Origin of the sequence: Archangium sp. Cb G35 (assembly GCF_001896145.1) — a bacterium.
Taxonomy (GTDB): Bacteria; Myxococcota; Myxococcia; order Myxococcales; family Myxococcaceae; genus Archangium; species Archangium violaceum.
In genome coordinates this window covers 494,530-510,822 of record NZ_MPOI01000009.1, presented here as the reverse complement: position 1 = coordinate 510,822, position 16,293 = coordinate 494,530, and the positions used below count along the sequence as shown (strand labels likewise).

Below are 16,293 nucleotides of genomic sequence, written 5' to 3'. Positions count from 1 at the left end.
CAAGGCCGCTCGGGGAGCTGGGGTGCATTTGTGAACTTTCCTGATGGTTCTCGTGCGCCCTAGAAGTTGGAATCGCGTCCCGACGATTGTTTGTGTATCCATCGTCTCGCGGCTGAGTCGCCCCCCACCATGTCCGACACCCTCGATTTCAAGGCGCTCTTCAACCTTTCCTCGAATCCCTACATGGTGCTGGACCGCGAGCTCCGGTACGTCGCGGCGAACGAGGCCTATCTCCGGGTGACGGCGAGCCGGCTCGAGGAGCTGGTGGGACGCTCCATCTTCGATGCGTTCCCCCATGATCCCGCGGACCCCAACAACGCCAACGCGCGCATGCTGCGGGGGTCGTTCGATCGGGTCCTGGCCAGGCGGGCGCCGGATACACTGGCGCTGATCTCCTACCGGGTTCCGCGCGAGACCGAGACGGGCGTGGTCACCGAGGAGCGCTACTGGAGTGCCACCCATACCCCCATTCTCGACAAGCGGGGGGAGGTGGCCTTCATCCTCCAGCACACGGTGGACGTGACGGAACTGCAGCGGCTCAAGCAGGCCGTGAACGCCGCTCCGCTGGATCAGATGGAGGCGGGCGTCCTCCAACGCGCGCGAATCGTCCAGGAGACGAACACCCTCCTGGACAACGAGCGCCGCCTCCTGCGCCGGCTGTTCGAGCAGGCGCCCGGCTTCATGGCGTTCATGCGGGGGCGCGAGCACGTCTTCGAGCTGACCAACCCCGCTTATGATCAGCTCATCGGCCACCGGGATGTCCTCGGCAAGTCCGTGCGCGAGGCCCTTCCCGAGGTGGAGGGGCAGGGCTTCTTCGATCTGCTCGATCGCGTCTTCACGACGGGGGAGCCGGTCGTCGGCCGCAGCGAGAAGCTCTTCATCCAGCAGGAGCCCGGCGCGCCGCCCTCGGAAGCGTATGTGGATTTCGTGTACCAGCCCGTGCTCGAGCCCGACGGGACGGTCTCGGGCATCTTCTGCCAGGGCCACGACGTCACAGAGCAGAAGCGCGCCCAGGACGAGCTGCGCAAGCACCGCGAGCACCTCGAGGAGCTGGTGCGCGAGCGCACCCGGGCCCTGCGCGAGAGCGAGGCCGAGCGGCGGCAGACCGAGGTCGCGCTGCGGCAGTCCCAGAAGATGGAGGCGGTGGGCAAGCTCACCGGTGGCGTGGCGCACGACTTCAACAACCTGCTCCAGGTCATCGGCGGCAACCTCCAGCTCCTGCAGCGGGACATCGCCGGCAGCGAGCGGGCGCAGAAACGCCTGGAGACAGCCGTCAGCGCCGTGGAGCGCGGCGCCCGGCTCGCGGCCCAGCTGCTCGCGTTCGCCCGGCGGCAGCCGTTGGATCCGGTGGTCATCAGCCTGGGCCGGCTGGTGCGGGGCATGGGAGATCTGCTGCGGCGCGCCCTGGGCGAGGGCATCGAGATTGAAACCGTCATCGCCGGCGGCCTCTGGAACACGCTCGCGGATCCCAACCAGCTCGAGAACGTCATCCTGAACCTGGCCATCAACGCCCGCGACGCGATGGACGGGGAGGGCCGGCTGACCATCGAGGCCGGCAATGCCATGCTCGATGACCATTACGCCCTGATGCACCAGGACGTCGTGGCCGGGCATTACGTGATGCTGGCCATCTCCGACACCGGCAGCGGTATGACACCGGAGGTCATGGAGCGGGCCTTCGAGCCGTTCTTCACGACCAAGCCCGAGGGCCGCGGCACCGGGCTGGGCCTGAGCATGGTGTATGGCTTCGTCAAGCAGACGGGCGGCCACATCAAGCTCTACAGCGAGGCCGGGCACGGGACGACCATCAAGATCTACCTGCCCCGCTCGATCCAGGCGGAGGTGGTGGCCTCCGAGCCCGTGGCGGGTCCCATCGAGGGAGGCACCGAGACCATCCTGGTGGTGGAGGACGATCCCGAGGTGCGCGCCACGGTGGTGGAGCTGCTGACGGAGCTCGGCTACCGCGTGCTCAAGGCGTCCGATGGCCAGAGCGCGCTGGCGGTCATCCAGAGCGGCATGCCCGTGGATCTGCTGTTCACCGACGTGGTCATGCCCGGCCCGGTCCGCAGCCCGGATCTCGCCCGGCAGGCCAAGGCGATCCTCCCGGACCTCGAGGTGCTGTTCACCTCGGGCTACACGGAGAACGCCATCGTCCATGGGGGGAGGTTGGATCCCGGCGTCAGCCTGCTGAGCAAGCCCTACCGCCGGGAGGATCTCGCCCGGAAGCTGCGCCACATGCTCCGCAACCGTCAGCAGCGGATCGCCTCACGGACGGCCCTGGCCCCCCATGTCCAGGTGGGGCCCGATCCCACGAAGACGGACGGGCTGCGCATCCTCCTGGTGGAGGACGACCCGGACATCCGGGAGTCCGCTTGCGAGCTGTTGGAGGTGCTCGGCCACCATGTGCGGGCCGTGGCGAGCGCGGAAGCGGCCCAGGAAGCGCTCGGTTCCACTGGCTTCGACGTGTTGTTCACGGATGTGAGCCTGCCTGGCAGGTCTGGCGTGGAGCTGGCCCGCGAGGCCGTCCTCCATCACCCCGGACTGCGGGTCATCATTGCCTCGGGCCATGGCGCCTCGGTGGTCAGCTCGGGTGGGGAGGTGACGGGCGCCGTGCTGCTGCCCAAGCCCTATGCGCTCCCCGACCTCAAGGGAGCGCTGGCACAGGTGGGCGCCTCGCATCGAGCGGCGGATGGAGGGGCAGGCGGGCGCTGATGTCCGGTGGATGACATCCCCGAGAGGGGCTCGTTATGCTCGCCCCATCCCATGACCGCCCGTTCCAACCCGGACCTGCCGCCCGACGAGGTAGCCGAGCGCCTCTTCCAGTCCGAGCACGAGACCCTGTTGCGCGCCATCCTCGGCAACTCCACCGATGGCCTGTTCGTGGTGGACGCCCAGGGCCGCAACCTCTACGCCAATGACATGGCCCGCAGGATCCTCGGCCCCGGGTTCACGCACTACGACCCGAGGATCTGGAGCGAGCGGTACGGTCTCTTCTACCCGGACACCCGGACGCATTACCCCGCCGAGCAGCTTCCGCTCTACCGCAGCCTCCAGGGCGAGGAACCGCCCGAGGTGGACCTCTTCATCCGCAATGCCGCCCACCCGGAGGGCCGGCACTTCCGCGTGAAGTCCAGGCCCGTGCGCGACAGCCAGGGACAGCTCCTGGGGGCCATCACCAACCTGAAGGACACCCACGCTCAACGCCGGGCCGAGGCCGGCCAGCGCCGCACCGAGCTGCGCTTCCAGCTCATGCTGGAGACCGCGCAGGAGGGCGTCTGGATGATCGACGCCGACAGGCGCACCACCTACGTCAACCAGTACGTGGCCTCGTTGCTCGGCTACACGCCGGAAGAGATCCTGGGCAGGCACCTCTTCGAGTTCGTCTACCAGCAGGAGCTCGATCGCACCGTCCGGGAGCTCATGACGCAGGAGAACGAGGGACAGGCCGTCCTCGTCAATGACTTCAGGCTCATGCGCAAGGATGGGACGCCCGTCTGGACCCTGATCGCCGCCTGCCCCGTCCAGGACGAGAGCGGCAAATACCTGGGCTCGCTGGCGATGATCACCGACATCTCCCAGCGCCGCGAGAACGAGCAGCAGGTGCGCCGGCTCAACGCGGAGCTGGAGCAGCGCATCAGCGAGCGCACGGCCCAGCTCGAGTTCTCCAACCGCGAGCTGGAGTCCTTCGCCTACTCGGTGGCCCATGACCTGCGCGTGCCATTGCGCAGCATCTCGAACTTCACCCAGGCGCTGTCCGAGGACTGTTCCGCCACGCTCGACACCACCGGCCTGGACTACCTGCAGCGCATCCGCGCCTCGTCCCAGCGCATGGCCGAGCTCATCGACGGCATCCTGGCGATCTCACGCGTCAACAGCGCGGAGCTCGTGGAGACGGACGTCGACCTGTCCGGCCTGGCGCACACCGTCGCCGAGCAGCTCCAGCGCTGGGTGCCCGAGCGCACCGTGCGCTTCCAGATCCGGGACGGGCTGGTGGATCGCGGGGACGCCCAGTTGCTGCGCCTGGTGTTGGAGAACCTGATGGGCAACGCCTGGAAGTTCACCCGCGACAAGCCGGTGGCGGAGATCGAGTTCGGCATCTTCCCGGGGACGGGGCACGGGCGCGTCTACTTCGTCCGGGACAACGGGGCGGGCTTCGACATGGAGTACCAGAAGAAGCTCTTTGGCGTGTTCCAGCGGCTGCACACGCAGCAGGAGTTCGAGGGTCACGGGGTGGGGCTGGCCACCGTGCAGCGCATCATCCGCCGCCACAAGGGGCGGGTGTGGGGCGAGGGCCGGGTGGGGGAGGGCGCCACCTTCTACTTCACCCTCCACGAGCTCACCGGCGCTCCGTCCGCCTCCCGCTGATCAGGCGAAGACTTCCTCGAGGAAGTTCCGCGTGGCCGTCCAGGCGCGCCGGGCGGCGCCGGCGTTGTACAGGAGGCCCCGCTCGGGCGCGGCCGCGCCCGCGTGGGTGAAGGCGTGCATGGCGTGGCCGTAGGCGTGGAGCTGCCAGTCCGCCTTGGCCGCGGTCAGCTCCTGGGAGATGGACAGGACGTCCTGGGGCGGGGCCATCGGGTCATCCCAGCCGTGGAGGAGGAGCACCTTGGCGGCGATGGGGGCCTGCTCTCCGAGCCGGGGCGGTCCGAAGAGGCCGTGGATGCTCACCACGCCCTTGACGTCCGTGGTCCCGCTGCGCGCGAGATCGAGCACGCACAGCCCGCCGAAGCAGAAGCCGATCGCCGCGATGCGGCCGGGGTCCACCATGGGGAGCGCGCGCGCGGTCTCGACGGCGGCGAGCATGCGGCGGCGGAGCATGGCGCGGTCCGCCATGAAGGGCGCCATGAGGGCGCTGTTGTCGGTGCTGTGGCTGCCCCGGATGCCCTTGCCGTAGACGTCGATGGCGATGCCGACGTAGCCCATGCGGGCGAACTCCTCGGCCTTGGCGCGCTCGGCGTCGCTCTGGCCCGCCCAGGAGTGGGAGATCAGCACGCACGGGCGCCTGGCCCCCCGCGTGTCTTCGTGCGCGACGTAGGCATGACAGGTCACGTCGCCATCGGTGTAGTCGAGGTACTGGGTGTGCATGGGGTCTCCACGTCCAGAGGAAACGGCTTTACTGCGGGAGGTTCTTCTGGAATCAGCCCCACCATGTCAAACGTTGATCCGAACCTGCGCCGAGAGCTCTTCGGTTGGTACAGCCACCGGCTGGGCATGGACATGCCCGTGGTCCGCTACGGGCACTGGGGCCCGGCCCTGCTGCTCTTCCCCACCGCCGGAGGGGACTTCCTCGAGGCCGAGCGCATGGGGCTCATCCAGAGCGTGGCCCACCACCTGTTCGCCGGCCGGGTCCAGATCTTCAGCATCAACAGCATCAACCCCTGGGCGTGGATGAACGAGGGCATGCCCCTCCACCAGAAGGCGCACAACCAGGCGCGCTTCTCGGAGTACGTCGAGGAGGAAGTCGTCCCGCACATCCGCCGCTGCCTGGGGAATGATCACGCGCGCATCGGCGCGGCGGGTGCCAGCTTCGGCGCCTTCCACGCCGCCAATGCCTTCTTCCGGCGCCCGGATCAGTTCGAGCTGCTGCTCGGGCTGGGTGGCTTCTACGATCTCCAGTCGGACTTCCTTCACGGCTACTGGAGCGACGACGTCTACTTCAACAACCCCGCCTCCTACGTGCCGAACCTGCCCGAGGGCCATGGCCTGGAGCTGCTCCGGCACCACAGCCGCATCCACCTGGTGACGAGCCGCGGCGCCTGGGAGAACCCCGGGTACTCCGAGCACCTCAGCCAACTGCTGCACCAGCGTGACATCCCCCACAACCTGGACATCTGGGGCCACGACATGCCCCACGACTGGCCCACGTGGTACCGGCAGCTGGACCACTACATGGCGGAGCGGCTCGGGTACTAGCCGCCCGGATGCCTGTCTGCCCGGAGAACTCCGTCGCCTCCGGGACATTTGCCGGGAAGTGCGAGCGGCCCCACCTTTGGCCGCGTGAAATCCAGCGTGTCGTGGGCGTGCCTGGCCGCACTGCTCGTCGCGTGCTCGCAGCCGTCTCCAGAGGTCACGGAGCCGGTGGCCACGCCACCTTCCGTTCCCGTCGAGTCCGACGCCCCGCCCGTTTCCCAGGAGCCACCCGTTCCCGAGGTCGTCTGCCCCACCGAGGCCGATGCGGGTCTGGCGGCGGCGCCCACCGTGGAAAGCCCCGGGCACGACGAGTTGCTCGGGGCAGGGGAGGTGACGGTGCGGGTGGCGGGGTTCGAGGACGTGGGCGGCGGCGCGCCCGTCCGGGCCCGGTTCGAGCTCTGGTCGATGGTCGACGACATCCCGGTGGGGCTCATCTGGTCGGCGGCCGTGAGCGCGCCGGAGAAGCTCGCCGGGGTGAGCCTGTCCGATGGTGTCTTCCAGGTCGCGAGTGGCCGGCTCGCCCAGCGTGCGCGGTACGCGGTGCGGGTCCGTCATGCCTACGCCCGTCCTCCCTGCGAGGCCTGGGGGCCCTGGAGCGCGTTCCGTGTCTTCAGGACGGACGATGCGTCCCGGGAGCTCTTCGACGAGGGCCGGATTCTCGACTTCCACCTCGACATTCCGCCGGAGTCCTGGGCCGCCCTGAACGCGGAGGCGGTTCCACCCGACTGCGTTCCGCACGAGCGCGAGTCCTACCGGGCCACGCTCCGTTTCGGCGAGCAGGTGTTCGAGAACGTCGGCGTCCATGTGAAGGGGGGCTGCGGCTCCGCCCGGACACTCGAGGACAAGGCTTCCTTCAAGGTGGACCTCGAGTGGGACGATCCCGAGGTGCCGGGTTGTGCTCCCTCGCGGGAGCTGCTGGGCCGGAAGCACTTCACGTTCAACAACAACGTGCAGGATCCGGGCTTCATGAATGAGCGCCTGGGGTATCCCCTCTATCGCGCGCTCGGCGTGCCGGCCCCCCGGGCGGCCACGGTCCGGTTGCACGTCAATGGCGAGCCATGGGGTGTCTACACCCATGTCGAGACGATCGACCGGCGCTTCCTGGCGCGCTGGTTCGAGGACAAGGACGGCGTCTTGTACGAGGGGACGTATTGGTGCGATCTCCTTCCGGACAACGTCCCCTCGGCGGGAGGAGACCCCATGGGGTTCTGCCTCTCTCGCAAGCTGGAGGGCGATGCGTGTGAGCCGGGGAAGGAGACTCCGGCCGACGCCTACGCGCCGCTGCGCGAGCTCACCCACCAACTCCAGCGGCTGCCCAGGGGCGGGTTCTATCCGGAGGTCCAGGCGTTCTTCGATTACGACCGCTTCCTCACCACGTGGGCGCTCGAGAGCGTCATCTCCCACTGGGATGGCTACCCGTTCGCCACGCAGAACAACTACCGCGTATACCGGGACCCCTCGACCGGACGCTGGACGCTGCTGTCCACGGGCATCGATCGGATCTTCGGTAACCCTGGAGGCACGCGCCCGGATCGCAATCCCGCGCCCTGGGAGGTGTCGGGCGTGCTCGCGGCGCGCTGTCTGGAGGAAGCGGACTGCATGGCCGTCTTCGTGGCGCGGCTGGAGCAGGTGAACGCCCTGTTCGAGGGCGCCGGACTCGAGGCCCGTGTGAACGGCCTCCGCGAGCAACTCGCTCCGGGCGTCTCCGCCGATCCCCGGAAGGAGACGTCCGAGGCCGACTTCGAGCGGGCCGTGGAGCGGACGCTCCGGTTCATCCGCGAGCGTCCCGCCCGGGTTCGCGAGTACCTCGAGCAGCTCCGCTGAGGGCGCCCTCCTTCCCGGGCATCAGCCCCTCCCTCGCCCGGAAACTATTCGTTGCATCGAGGGAACGGGGAAGGCATGCATCTGGGATGCCTCATTTCACGTCCCGCTTCATCGAGTCGACCCCCGGAGATCCGCTCCAGGACGCGCGGCCGCGCCAGGTCCAGGGCGCCCTCTGGTCGAAGGTGCAGCCGACGCCCGTGCCGGCGCCCCGCCTGGTGGCTGACTCGAAGGAGGTCGTGCAGTTGCTCGGCCTCGATGAGGGGACGCTGCGGTCTCCCGAGTTCGTGCAGGTGCTCGCGGGCAACGCGCTGTGGCCGGGCATGGTGCCTTACGCGGCCAACTACGGGGGGCATCAGTTCGGCAACTGGGCGGGGCAGCTCGGAGACGGCCGCGCCATCGTGCTGGGGGAGCTGCTCGCCCCGGACGGCCAGCGGTACGAGTTGCAGCTGAAGGGCGCGGGCCGGACACCCTATTCCCGCAGGGGGGACGGACGCGCGGTGCTGCGCTCCTCCATCCGCGAGTTCCTCTGCAGCGAGGCCATGCACCACCTGGGGGTGCCCACCACCCGCGCGTTGTCGCTGGTGGCCACCGGTGACACCGTCATCCGGGACATGTTCTACGACGGCCATCCCGAGGCCGAGCCCGGTGCCATCGTCTGCCGGGTCGCTCCGAGCTTCCTGCGCTTCGGCAACTTCGAGCTCTGCACCAGCCGCGATGACCTGGGGCTGCTCGAGCAACTGGCCGGTTACACCCTGAAGCACTTCTTCCCCGAGCTCGGTGAGCCCGGCAAGGACACCTACGCCGCCTTCTTCCGCGAGGTGGCGCGGCGCACCGCCCGGCTCATCGCCCACTGGCAGGCGGTGGGGTTCGTGCACGGGGTGATGAACACCGACAACATGTCCATCCTCGGCCTCACCATCGACTACGGGCCCTACGGGTGGCTGGAGGACTTCGATCCGGGCTGGACGCCCAACACCACCGACGCCATGGAGCACCGCTACCGCTATGGCAACCAGCCCAACATCGGCATGTGGAACGTCGAGCGGCTGGGCGTCGCGCTCCTGCCGCTGCTCGAGAACCAGGAGGCGCTGGTCGAGGAGGGACTGGTCGAGTACCAGCGCACCTTCTCGGCCGAGCTGGCGCGGCGGTTCGCGGCGAAGCTCGGGCTGTCCTCGCTGGAGCGCGAGGGGGATGTCGCGCTGGTGAACGAGTGCTTCGCCTGGCTCGCCGCGCACGAGACGGACATGACGATCTTCTTCCGCGGCCTGTCCCAGGTGGTCACCCTGCCGGAGGCTCCTCGCGAGTTGCCGCGGCCGGTGCGCGACGCCTTCTACGGGCCGGTCCCGGAGGCGCATGGGGCCCGGGTGCTCGAGTGGCTGTCCGCGTGGTGGCAGCGCACGAGGAGTGAAGAGGCACCGCCCGCGGAGCTGGCGCGGCGGATGGACGCGGTGAATCCGAAGTACGTGATGCGCAACTGGCTCGCCCAGGAGGCCATCGACGCCGCGCACCAGGGCGACGACAGCAAGGTGCACGAGTTGCTCGAGGTGATGCGCCGTCCGTACGAGGAACAGACGGGCCGCGAGGCCTACGCGGCGAAGCGGCCCGAGTGGGCGCGCTCGAAGCCGGGCTGCTCGGCGCTCTCGTGTAGCTCCTGAGCACGTTCTGGTAGGTTTCCGCCCATGGGAGTGGACATGGATCGAGCCAGAGATTTCGTGCGGCAGGGCTACCTCGTGCTTCCCGGTTTCGTGCCGGCGGCGGCCTGTGATGCCTTGAAGGCCCGGGCCGAACAACTGGTGGCCGGCTTCCAACCGGAAACGGTCTCCATCTTCACCACGAACGATCAGACGCGGACCTCGGACGAGTACTTCCTCTCCTCGGGGGACAGCATCCGCTTCTTCTTCGAGGAGAACGCCTTCCGGCCGGATGGCTCGCTGCGCCAGGACAAGACGCTGTCCATCAACAAGATTGGCCATGCGTTGCACGATCTGGATCCGCTCTTCGAGCGCTTCTCCCGCACGCCGGAGCTGGCGGGGCTGGCCTCGGAGCTGGGCCTGACGCAGCCGTTGCTGCTCCAGTCCATGTACATCTTCAAGCAGCCCCACATTGGCGGTGAGGTCAACTGCCACCAGGACTCGACGTTCCTGTACACGGAGCCGTCCACCTGTCTGGGCTTCTGGTTCGCGCTGGAGGACGCCACGCTGGAGAACGGCTGTCTGTGGGCGCTGCCGGGCGGGCACACGCTGGGCTTGAAGAAGCGCTTCGTGCGCGCGCCGGGTGGTGGCACGGCGTTCCAGGTGCTGGATCCCACGCCCCTGCCCGAGGAGGGAATGGTGCCGCTGGAGGTGGAGAAGGGCACCCTGGTGGTGCTCCACGGGCTGCTGCCCCACAAGAGCGGCGCCAATACCTCGTCCAAGAGCCGCCACGCCTACTCGGTCCACCTCATCGATGGCACGGCCCGCTACCCCGAGGACAACTGGCTGCACCGCGCTCCCACGATGCCGCCCCGGGGCTTCGGTTCCCTCGCGAACGGTTGAACATGCTTCACCTCTTGTGGAGAGGATTGATCGCCGGGGTGGATGCGTTCCTGACCCCCCGGCAGCGCCAACTGCCGCCCGATGAGCTCAGCCAATACCGGGTACTGGTGGGCACAGCGTTGAGCATGTTGCTGCTCAACCTCCTCTTCTGGGTCAATCTCAAGTCCTCCACCATCGCCGGGCGCCAGTCGGTGGGCATCGTGGCGCTCCTGGCGGTGGCCAGCTACGCCCTGGTGTTGATCCTGGTTCGCTGGGTGCGCTCGTTCCGGACCGTGGCCCTGTTGATGTGCGGGTTCCTGACGAGCGCCTTCCTGTTGGTGACGATCTCCTCGAAGGACCTGCGGGTCGTCTCGCATGCGACGGTCATGTTGGTGCCCCTGCTGGCGGTCTACCTGTTGGGGGGACGCCTGGGCTTCATCTTCACCACCATCGTCTGTCTGGCCGTGGGGCCCGTCCATCATCTCTACCACTCGGGCTTCGGTTCGAAGCCGCCCCTCCTCGCCCTGCTGACCGCCCTGGGGAGCAACAGTTCCGCGGTGCTGGCCATGCTGATCGGCTGGGGCCTGTTCTGGCTGCACAGCTCCTCACGGGAGCATGCGCATGCGGCCTTGAAGCAGGCCATGGAGACGCTGCGCGAGAGCGAGGGCAAGCTGATCAGCCTCATCGAGAGCACGGACGACTTCGTGATGTCCGTGGACACGGAGGGCCGCCGGGTGGCCGCCAACCGGCCGGCGCTCCAGCTGATCTCCACGCTCACCGGCAGTGAGCTGCCCCCGGGAGCACCGCTCTTTCCGCCCGTGCCCCGGGAGCCCTGGTCGAAGCTGCTGGTGCTCTTCAAGAAGGCGTTGACGGGGCAGCGGGACCGCACGGAGGTGGAGTTCCTGCTGGAGGGCCGGTCCCGGACGCTGGAGACCATCGCCAGCCCTCTGTTGAACAAGGAGGGGAGGGTGGTGGGCGTGACGTTCTTCGCGCGGGACATCTCCGCGCGCAGGGAGGCCGAGGCGCGGCTGGCCGAGCTGCACCGCGGCCTGCTGGATGTCTCGCGCCATGCGGGTATGGCCGAGGTGGCCACGGGGGTGCTGCACAACGTGGGCAACACGCTCAACAGCGTGAACGTGTCGGTGGGCGTCGTGGGTGAGCGGCTGCGTGCCTCGCGTGTGCCGGGGCTGGCCCGGGCCGCGGAGCTGATGAAGGAGCACCTCCCGCGCTTGAGCTCCTTCCTCACCGAGGACGAGCGGGGGCAGCAGCTCCCTCCCTACATCATCGCCGTCTCCGAGCGGCTCGTGTTGGAGCGCGACGCCCTGATGACGGAGGTGAAGTCGCTCAGCGAGAGCGTGGAGCACATGAAGTCCGTGGTGAGCATGCAGCAGGAGAACGCGCGCTTCATCGGCGTGGTGGAGCAGATCCAGGTGGCGCGGCTGCTGGATGACGCACTGAAGTTGCACGCCCAGTCCCTCGACAAGGAGGGCATCCAGGTGCGGCGCGAGTACGCCGAGGTGCCGCCGGTGCTGGTGGATCGGCACAAGCTGTTGCAGATCCTCTTCAACCTGCTGAGCAACGCGCGGCATGCGCTCCAGGAGAGTGGCCGCCCGGACAAGCGGCTCACCGTGCGGATCGCCGTGCGTGCGGATGGGGAGGTGCTGCGCATCGAGGTGACGGACAACGGAGTGGGCATCTCTCCGGAGAACCTGCCGCGGTTGTTCAGCCAGGGCTTCACGACGAAGAAGGGCGGACACGGCTTCGGGCTGCACACCAGCGCCCTGGCGGCGGCGGAGCTGGGCGGTGCGCTCACCTGCACCAGCCCCGGTCCTGGCCATGGAGCCACCTTCCTCGTCGAGCTCCCCGCGCTTGCGGATCAAGGCCGCGCGTAACACGCCTCCGAGACCCTCCCTTCACACCTTCGTAACGGACCGGACACATGAGACCCATCCGTGACCTTTCCGTATTCGTGAAATCAAGGTGACCCGTGGTTTTGCCCCAATCCGGGGGACACCTGTCAGCCGGGTGGTGTATGGAGATGCTTCCCCTCGCAGTATTCCCCCTGAGGAGCCCCCCATGCGTCATCTTGGTACCGCCCTTCTCGCCGCGAGCCTGTTCACCGGTTGCGGTGGCGCTGAACTCGAGCAGTCCAACGAGCCCCTCGCCCAGCAGCAGGCGGCGCTCACCACCACGGACGTGGACGTGTCCCCGGAGTGCCAGGGCATCCTCCAGTTCGCGAACACGGCGTCCTACGCGACGCTGGATGCGTACCTGCCGAGCGATGTCGTCTCCAACCTCGTGGCCCGCCGCGCGATCTCTCCGTTCGTGTCCCTGGCGGACATCTCCTCCGTCCGGCTGGTCGGTCCGACCCGTCTCGATCAGCTCGCGGCCGGAGCCCGGGCCAAGGGGTACCTTCCCTCCAGCTGTATCGGCATCCTGGACGGCCTCGCGGTATCCACGGATGACGCCGCCGCGATCGTCTCGCTGGTGAACAGCATCCACGATTCCGAGCTGCATGACGTGCTGCCGGACGCGTGGAACGGCGCCGCGAACCTGCTCAACCTGCGCCCGTTCACGTCGGTCCAGGCCATCTCCAATGTCGCGGGCATCGGGGATGTGAGCCTGCGCAACATCCGGAACTCGGCCACGCTGAGCCGGCCCCTCGAGGCGCTCATCAACGCGGCGAACGCGGTGGGCTACCACGGGCACGGCGGTGCGTACATGGCCCGCCACTTCGACTGGTGGCAGGAGGTGACGGGCAACGGCAGCTACAACTACAGCACCCCGGAGTGCTTCGGGCTCGAGCCGACCAGCGTCCCCTCCGGCGCGACCGTCCGGCCCTACCTGGCCAACGCCGCCGAGGTGCGTGCCGAGTTCCTGAGCACGCTGAACTACGCCGACCCGTACCAGATGCTCCCCGAGCGCGCCGCCGGTCTGGCGAACCTCGATGAGCGGATCAACGGCCGCTCGTTCAAGGGCTGCTACTTCGGCTACTCGAACGACCCCTGGAGCGCTCACAGCGTCGCCATCTTCGTCGACATCGAGAACGGCTTCAGCCTGATGACCGGCACCTACTGGGCCGAGTGATCGCACCGCGCTCCGGGGCGAGGGGAGTTCCCTCCCCCGGAGTGGCGGTTCTCCCGCGGTGAGCGGGGTCCGGAGCTACGGCCGGGCGTGGAATGCCCCCTGCTTCACGGACCACAGCTCCCGGCCGTGCGCGCCGTCGTTGGCGACGAAGAAGAGCCGCGAGCCGGAGACGGTGAGCTGGAGCGGGGCGGCGCTCGCCGGGCCCTCATGCACGTCCGCGAGGCGGCGGGTGCCCTCGGGCGTGCCGTCCGACATCCACAGCTCCAGGCCGCTCACGCCGTCCGAGGCGGAGAAGGCGAAGGCTCCCTGGTGGCCCACGGGCACCAAGGGCGTGACGCCCGCGCCGCTGCTCTCGAGGCCGGGCAGCACGTCGCGCAGCAGGACGGTCCCCGCTGCCGTGCCGTCGCTCTTCCACGGCTCGGTGCCGTGCACGCCGTCATCCGCCGTGAAGTAGAGGCTGCCGCCGATGGCGTACAGGCGCGAGGGCTGCCTCTGGTAGGCGTAGGTCACCGGGAAGGCGGAGGCCACGCCCGGGAGGATGTCCTCGACGAGCAGGGTGCCCTCGGTGGTGCCATCGCTCTTCCACAATTCTCGGCCGTGGACTCCATCCTCGGCGGTGAAGAAGAGCGTTCCCCCCACGTCCACCAGGTCATAGAGGCTGGAGCCGCTCCGCCCCGGGAAGATGTCCTTCACGAGCACGGTGCCCTCGGCGGTGCCATCGGTCTTCCAGAGTTCCTCGCCGTGGACGCCATCGTTGGCGGTGAAGAACAGGGTCGTTCCCACCGGGAGCATCTCGGAGAAGCTGGTGCTGACGATGGCGCTGCCCGAGCCCGGGAGGACGTCCTTCACGAGCACGGTGCCCTCGGCGGTGCCATCGCTCTTCCACAGCTCGGTGCCGTGGACGCCGTCACTGGCGATGAAGAAGAAGCCGGCCCCGGCGCGCGTCAGCTTCGTGGGAGCGGCGCTGCCCGAGCCCGGGCGGATGTCCTTGAACAGGACGGTGCCCTCGACGGTGCCATCGCTCTTCCACAGCTCGGTGCCCGAGGCGCTGTCGAAAGCGGAGAAGAAGAGGGTGGTGCCCAGGGCGGCACGCGCCGTCACGTCCCCGCTGCTGAAGTCGCGGAGCTTGAGCGTCCCGGCCGAGGTGCCATCACTCTTCCACAGCGAGGGCGCGAATCGGTTCGTCTCGAAGAAGAACACCGAGCTCCCCACGGGGGTGAACCCGGTGGTGCGCACCCAGGGGCTCGTGATGAACGCCTGGAGGAAGGTGGTGCCCTCGGCGCTGCCATCGGTCTTCCACAGCCCGAAGCCCTGCTCGGTGGTCGCGGTGAAGAAGAGCGTGCCCTCCGCGTCCGTGAGGGACTCGGGGGTGGAGGCGTTGGCGTGGAAGATGTCGCGCAGCAGCCGGGTGCCACCGGGCGTTCCATCCGTCACCCAGGGCTCCTTCCCGTGCAGGCCATCGTCGGCCCAGAACACCACGCGATCCCCCGTGCGCGTGAGGTTCGAGGGCCCGCGCAGGCTCTCTCCCGGGGCCGTCTGGAAGGGCAGGGTTCCTTCCACCGAGCCATCGGTGACCCACAGGCGCGTCTGGCCCGAGGGCTCGCTGGCCACGAAGAGCAGCCGGCCATCCGAGAGCATCGCGCTCGTTTGCTGCTCCGAGTTCCGCGGCAGGCCGAGGTTCGCGAGCAGGAAGGTGCCCTCGGGCGTGCCATCGCTCCGGTAGAGGCGGCTGTCCGTCGTGGAGAAGAGCAGGGTGTTCCCCACGGCCAGGCCCGAGGGGCTCAGGGCCTGAACCTCGGACGGGAGGTCCGCGAACTTCTGGAGCCCCGTCCCGGTGCTGTCGCTCTTCCACAGCGCCAGGCCCTGGCCCCAGATGAAGGCGTCCGGGTCGGCGGGGCTGGTGTCCGGGCGGGAGAAATAGAGGGAGCCCCCGGCGGCCGTGTGCACCGTGGGGGATTCGTCGGAGTGATTGACGCGCGAGAGCTCGCCAGTTCCCTCGGGAGTGCCGTCACTCGTCCACAAGGTGGTGCTCCAGGTGTCGTCGATGTCGAGGAAGACCCTCGGGCCGGAGGTGAAGAGCAGGGGATTGTTCCAGCCCGAGATGTGGCCGAGCAATGCGAGCGGCACCGTGCCCTCGGGAGTGCCGTCACTCTTCCAGAGCGAGTTGTCGAAGGAGGAGGCGGAATGCACGAAGAACAGGGTTCCCTCCGCGCAGACGACGTGCCTGGGGGGCTGCTCATAGGCGGTCTGGGGGTAGATGTTCACCGGGGCGAGCAGGACGGGGCGCTCGGGAGTGCCCTCGAGCGTCCACAGGCCCTGGGGGTCACGGAAGAACACCCGGCCACCGCAGGCGGTGAGCTCACCGGGGCGGTTGAGCGGACCGCTTTCGGGCCGTGGGATTTCGACGGTGCCCTCGGCCGTGCCATCGCTCTTGAACAGGCGGCCGCCGAGGTACTGGTCATTGACGACGAAATAGACGGTGTCGCCCACCGCGGCGAGCCACTCGTGGAGGAAGCCACTCCCCGTACTCCCGGCGACACCCACCACGTTCCCGATGAACTGCCGGACCAGGCGTGTCCCCTCGGGTGTCCCGTCCGTCTTCCAGAGCGCGGAGCCGTTGTTCCCATCGCGGGCCGCGAAGTAGACCGTTCCGCTCGCGGTAACGACGGGGGGCGTGAACGCCCATGAGGTGTCCGCCCCCTCGGGCAGGGTCTCCTCGGCCACCCGGAGATCCTTCACCAACGAGGGCGTGAGGCCTGGAGGCAGGGACTGCTTGGACGCGCTGGTGAGGCGAGGGGCCTCCTGCTCTGGCGCGGGGCCGGTGCAGCCGAGGGCGAAGGAGAGCAGCAGGGGCGACAGGGATCGGAGCTGGTGTCTGGCTTTGAAGTGCATGAGCGCGGCCATGTGCAATGGCCGTGCTCGGCTGCCCGCTCCACGAGCAGGCGTTGGCGCATCAGAGGGA

At 68.5% G+C, this 16,293-nt stretch carries 10 protein-coding genes; 8 read left to right on the top strand and 2 right to left on the bottom strand.

From position 1 onward, the window contains the following. Nucleotides 1–129: 129 nt before the first annotated feature. The gene (locus BO221_RS28395) at nt 130–2,712 is read left to right on the top strand and encodes a response regulator (RefSeq protein WP_073563633.1); all 2,583 of its coding nucleotides are present in this window, start codon (nt 130–132) and stop codon (nt 2,710–2,712) included. Between the two features lie 51 nt (nt 2,713–2,763). After that, nucleotides 2,764–4,365: a PAS domain S-box protein gene (locus tag BO221_RS28390; RefSeq protein ID WP_073563632.1), complete on the top strand. Its 1,602-nt coding sequence runs from the start codon at nt 2,764–2,766 to the stop codon at nt 4,363–4,365. Here the strand turns inward: BO221_RS28390 and BO221_RS28385 are convergent, their stop codons facing one another. Then, entirely contained in the window at nt 4,366–5,082 is a 717-nt protein-coding gene (locus BO221_RS28385; protein ID WP_073563631.1) for a dienelactone hydrolase family protein, read from the bottom strand. A gap of 63 nt (nt 5,083–5,145) precedes the next feature. On the opposite strand from BO221_RS28385, the gene BO221_RS28380 reads away from it, so the two are divergent. The 6 genes from BO221_RS28380 to BO221_RS28355 all read left to right on the top strand — a co-directional run bounded on the left by BO221_RS28380 (nt 5,146) and on the right by BO221_RS28355 (nt 13,331). Next, nucleotides 5,146–5,910, top strand: a complete 765-nt coding sequence (locus tag BO221_RS28380; protein ID WP_073563630.1) for an esterase family protein — start codon at nt 5,146–5,148, stop codon at nt 5,908–5,910. A 96-nt stretch (nt 5,911–6,006) separates the two neighbouring features. Beyond that, on the top strand, nt 6,007–7,731 hold the full coding sequence (locus BO221_RS28375; RefSeq protein WP_073563629.1) for a CotH kinase family protein: 1,725 nt from the start codon (nt 6,007–6,009) through the stop codon (nt 7,729–7,731). A gap of 86 nt (nt 7,732–7,817) precedes the next feature. Continuing rightward, entirely contained in the window at nt 7,818–9,386 is a 1,569-nt protein-coding gene (locus tag BO221_RS28370; protein WP_073563628.1) for a YdiU family protein, read from the top strand. Between the two features lie 36 nt (nt 9,387–9,422). Beyond that, nucleotides 9,423–10,265, top strand: a complete 843-nt coding sequence (locus tag BO221_RS28365; protein ID WP_073563755.1) for a phytanoyl-CoA dioxygenase family protein — start codon at nt 9,423–9,425, stop codon at nt 10,263–10,265. Nucleotides 10,266–10,267: 2 nt separating this feature from the next. After that, nucleotides 10,268–12,136 carry an ATP-binding protein gene (locus BO221_RS28360; RefSeq protein WP_073563627.1) on the top strand — a complete coding sequence of 623 codons (1,869 nt, stop codon included), beginning with the start codon at nt 10,268–10,270 and terminating at the stop codon, nt 12,134–12,136. Nucleotides 12,137–12,320: 184 nt separating this feature from the next. Next, complete coding sequence (locus BO221_RS28355) at nt 12,321–13,331, top strand: hypothetical protein (RefSeq protein WP_073563626.1); 1,011 nt, start codon at nt 12,321–12,323, stop codon at nt 13,329–13,331. A gap of 75 nt (nt 13,332–13,406) precedes the next feature. Here BO221_RS28355 and BO221_RS28350 read toward each other — a convergent pair whose 3' ends face one another. Then, nucleotides 13,407–16,223 (bottom strand): ELWxxDGT repeat protein, encoded by a 2,817-nt coding sequence (locus BO221_RS28350; RefSeq protein WP_233166293.1) that lies wholly within the window; start codon nt 16,221–16,223, stop codon nt 13,407–13,409. Nucleotides 16,224–16,293: the final 70 nt, after the last annotated feature.

Bases quoted from the DNA above. Each gene is read 5' to 3' on its own strand.
- BO221_RS28350 (WP_233166293.1), bottom strand. From the start codon at position 16,223: ATGCACTTCAAAGCCAGACACCAGCTCCGATCCCTGTCGCCCCTGCTG.
- BO221_RS28365 (WP_073563755.1), top strand. From the start codon at position 9,423: ATGGATCGAGCCAGAGATTTCGTGCGGCAGGGCTACCTCGTGCTTCCC.
- BO221_RS28395 (WP_073563633.1), top strand. From the start codon at position 130: ATGTCCGACACCCTCGATTTCAAGGCGCTCTTCAACCTTTCCTCGAAT.
- BO221_RS28380 (WP_073563630.1), top strand. From the start codon at position 5,146: ATGTCAAACGTTGATCCGAACCTGCGCCGAGAGCTCTTCGGTTGGTAC.
- BO221_RS28385 (WP_073563631.1), bottom strand. From the start codon at position 5,082: ATGCACACCCAGTACCTCGACTACACCGATGGCGACGTGACCTGTCAT.
- BO221_RS28390 (WP_073563632.1), top strand. From the start codon at position 2,764: ATGACCGCCCGTTCCAACCCGGACCTGCCGCCCGACGAGGTAGCCGAG.
- BO221_RS28360 (WP_073563627.1), top strand. From the start codon at position 10,268: ATGCTTCACCTCTTGTGGAGAGGATTGATCGCCGGGGTGGATGCGTTC.
- BO221_RS28355 (WP_073563626.1), top strand. From the start codon at position 12,321: ATGCGTCATCTTGGTACCGCCCTTCTCGCCGCGAGCCTGTTCACCGGT.
- BO221_RS28370 (WP_073563628.1), top strand. From the start codon at position 7,818: ATGCCTCATTTCACGTCCCGCTTCATCGAGTCGACCCCCGGAGATCCG.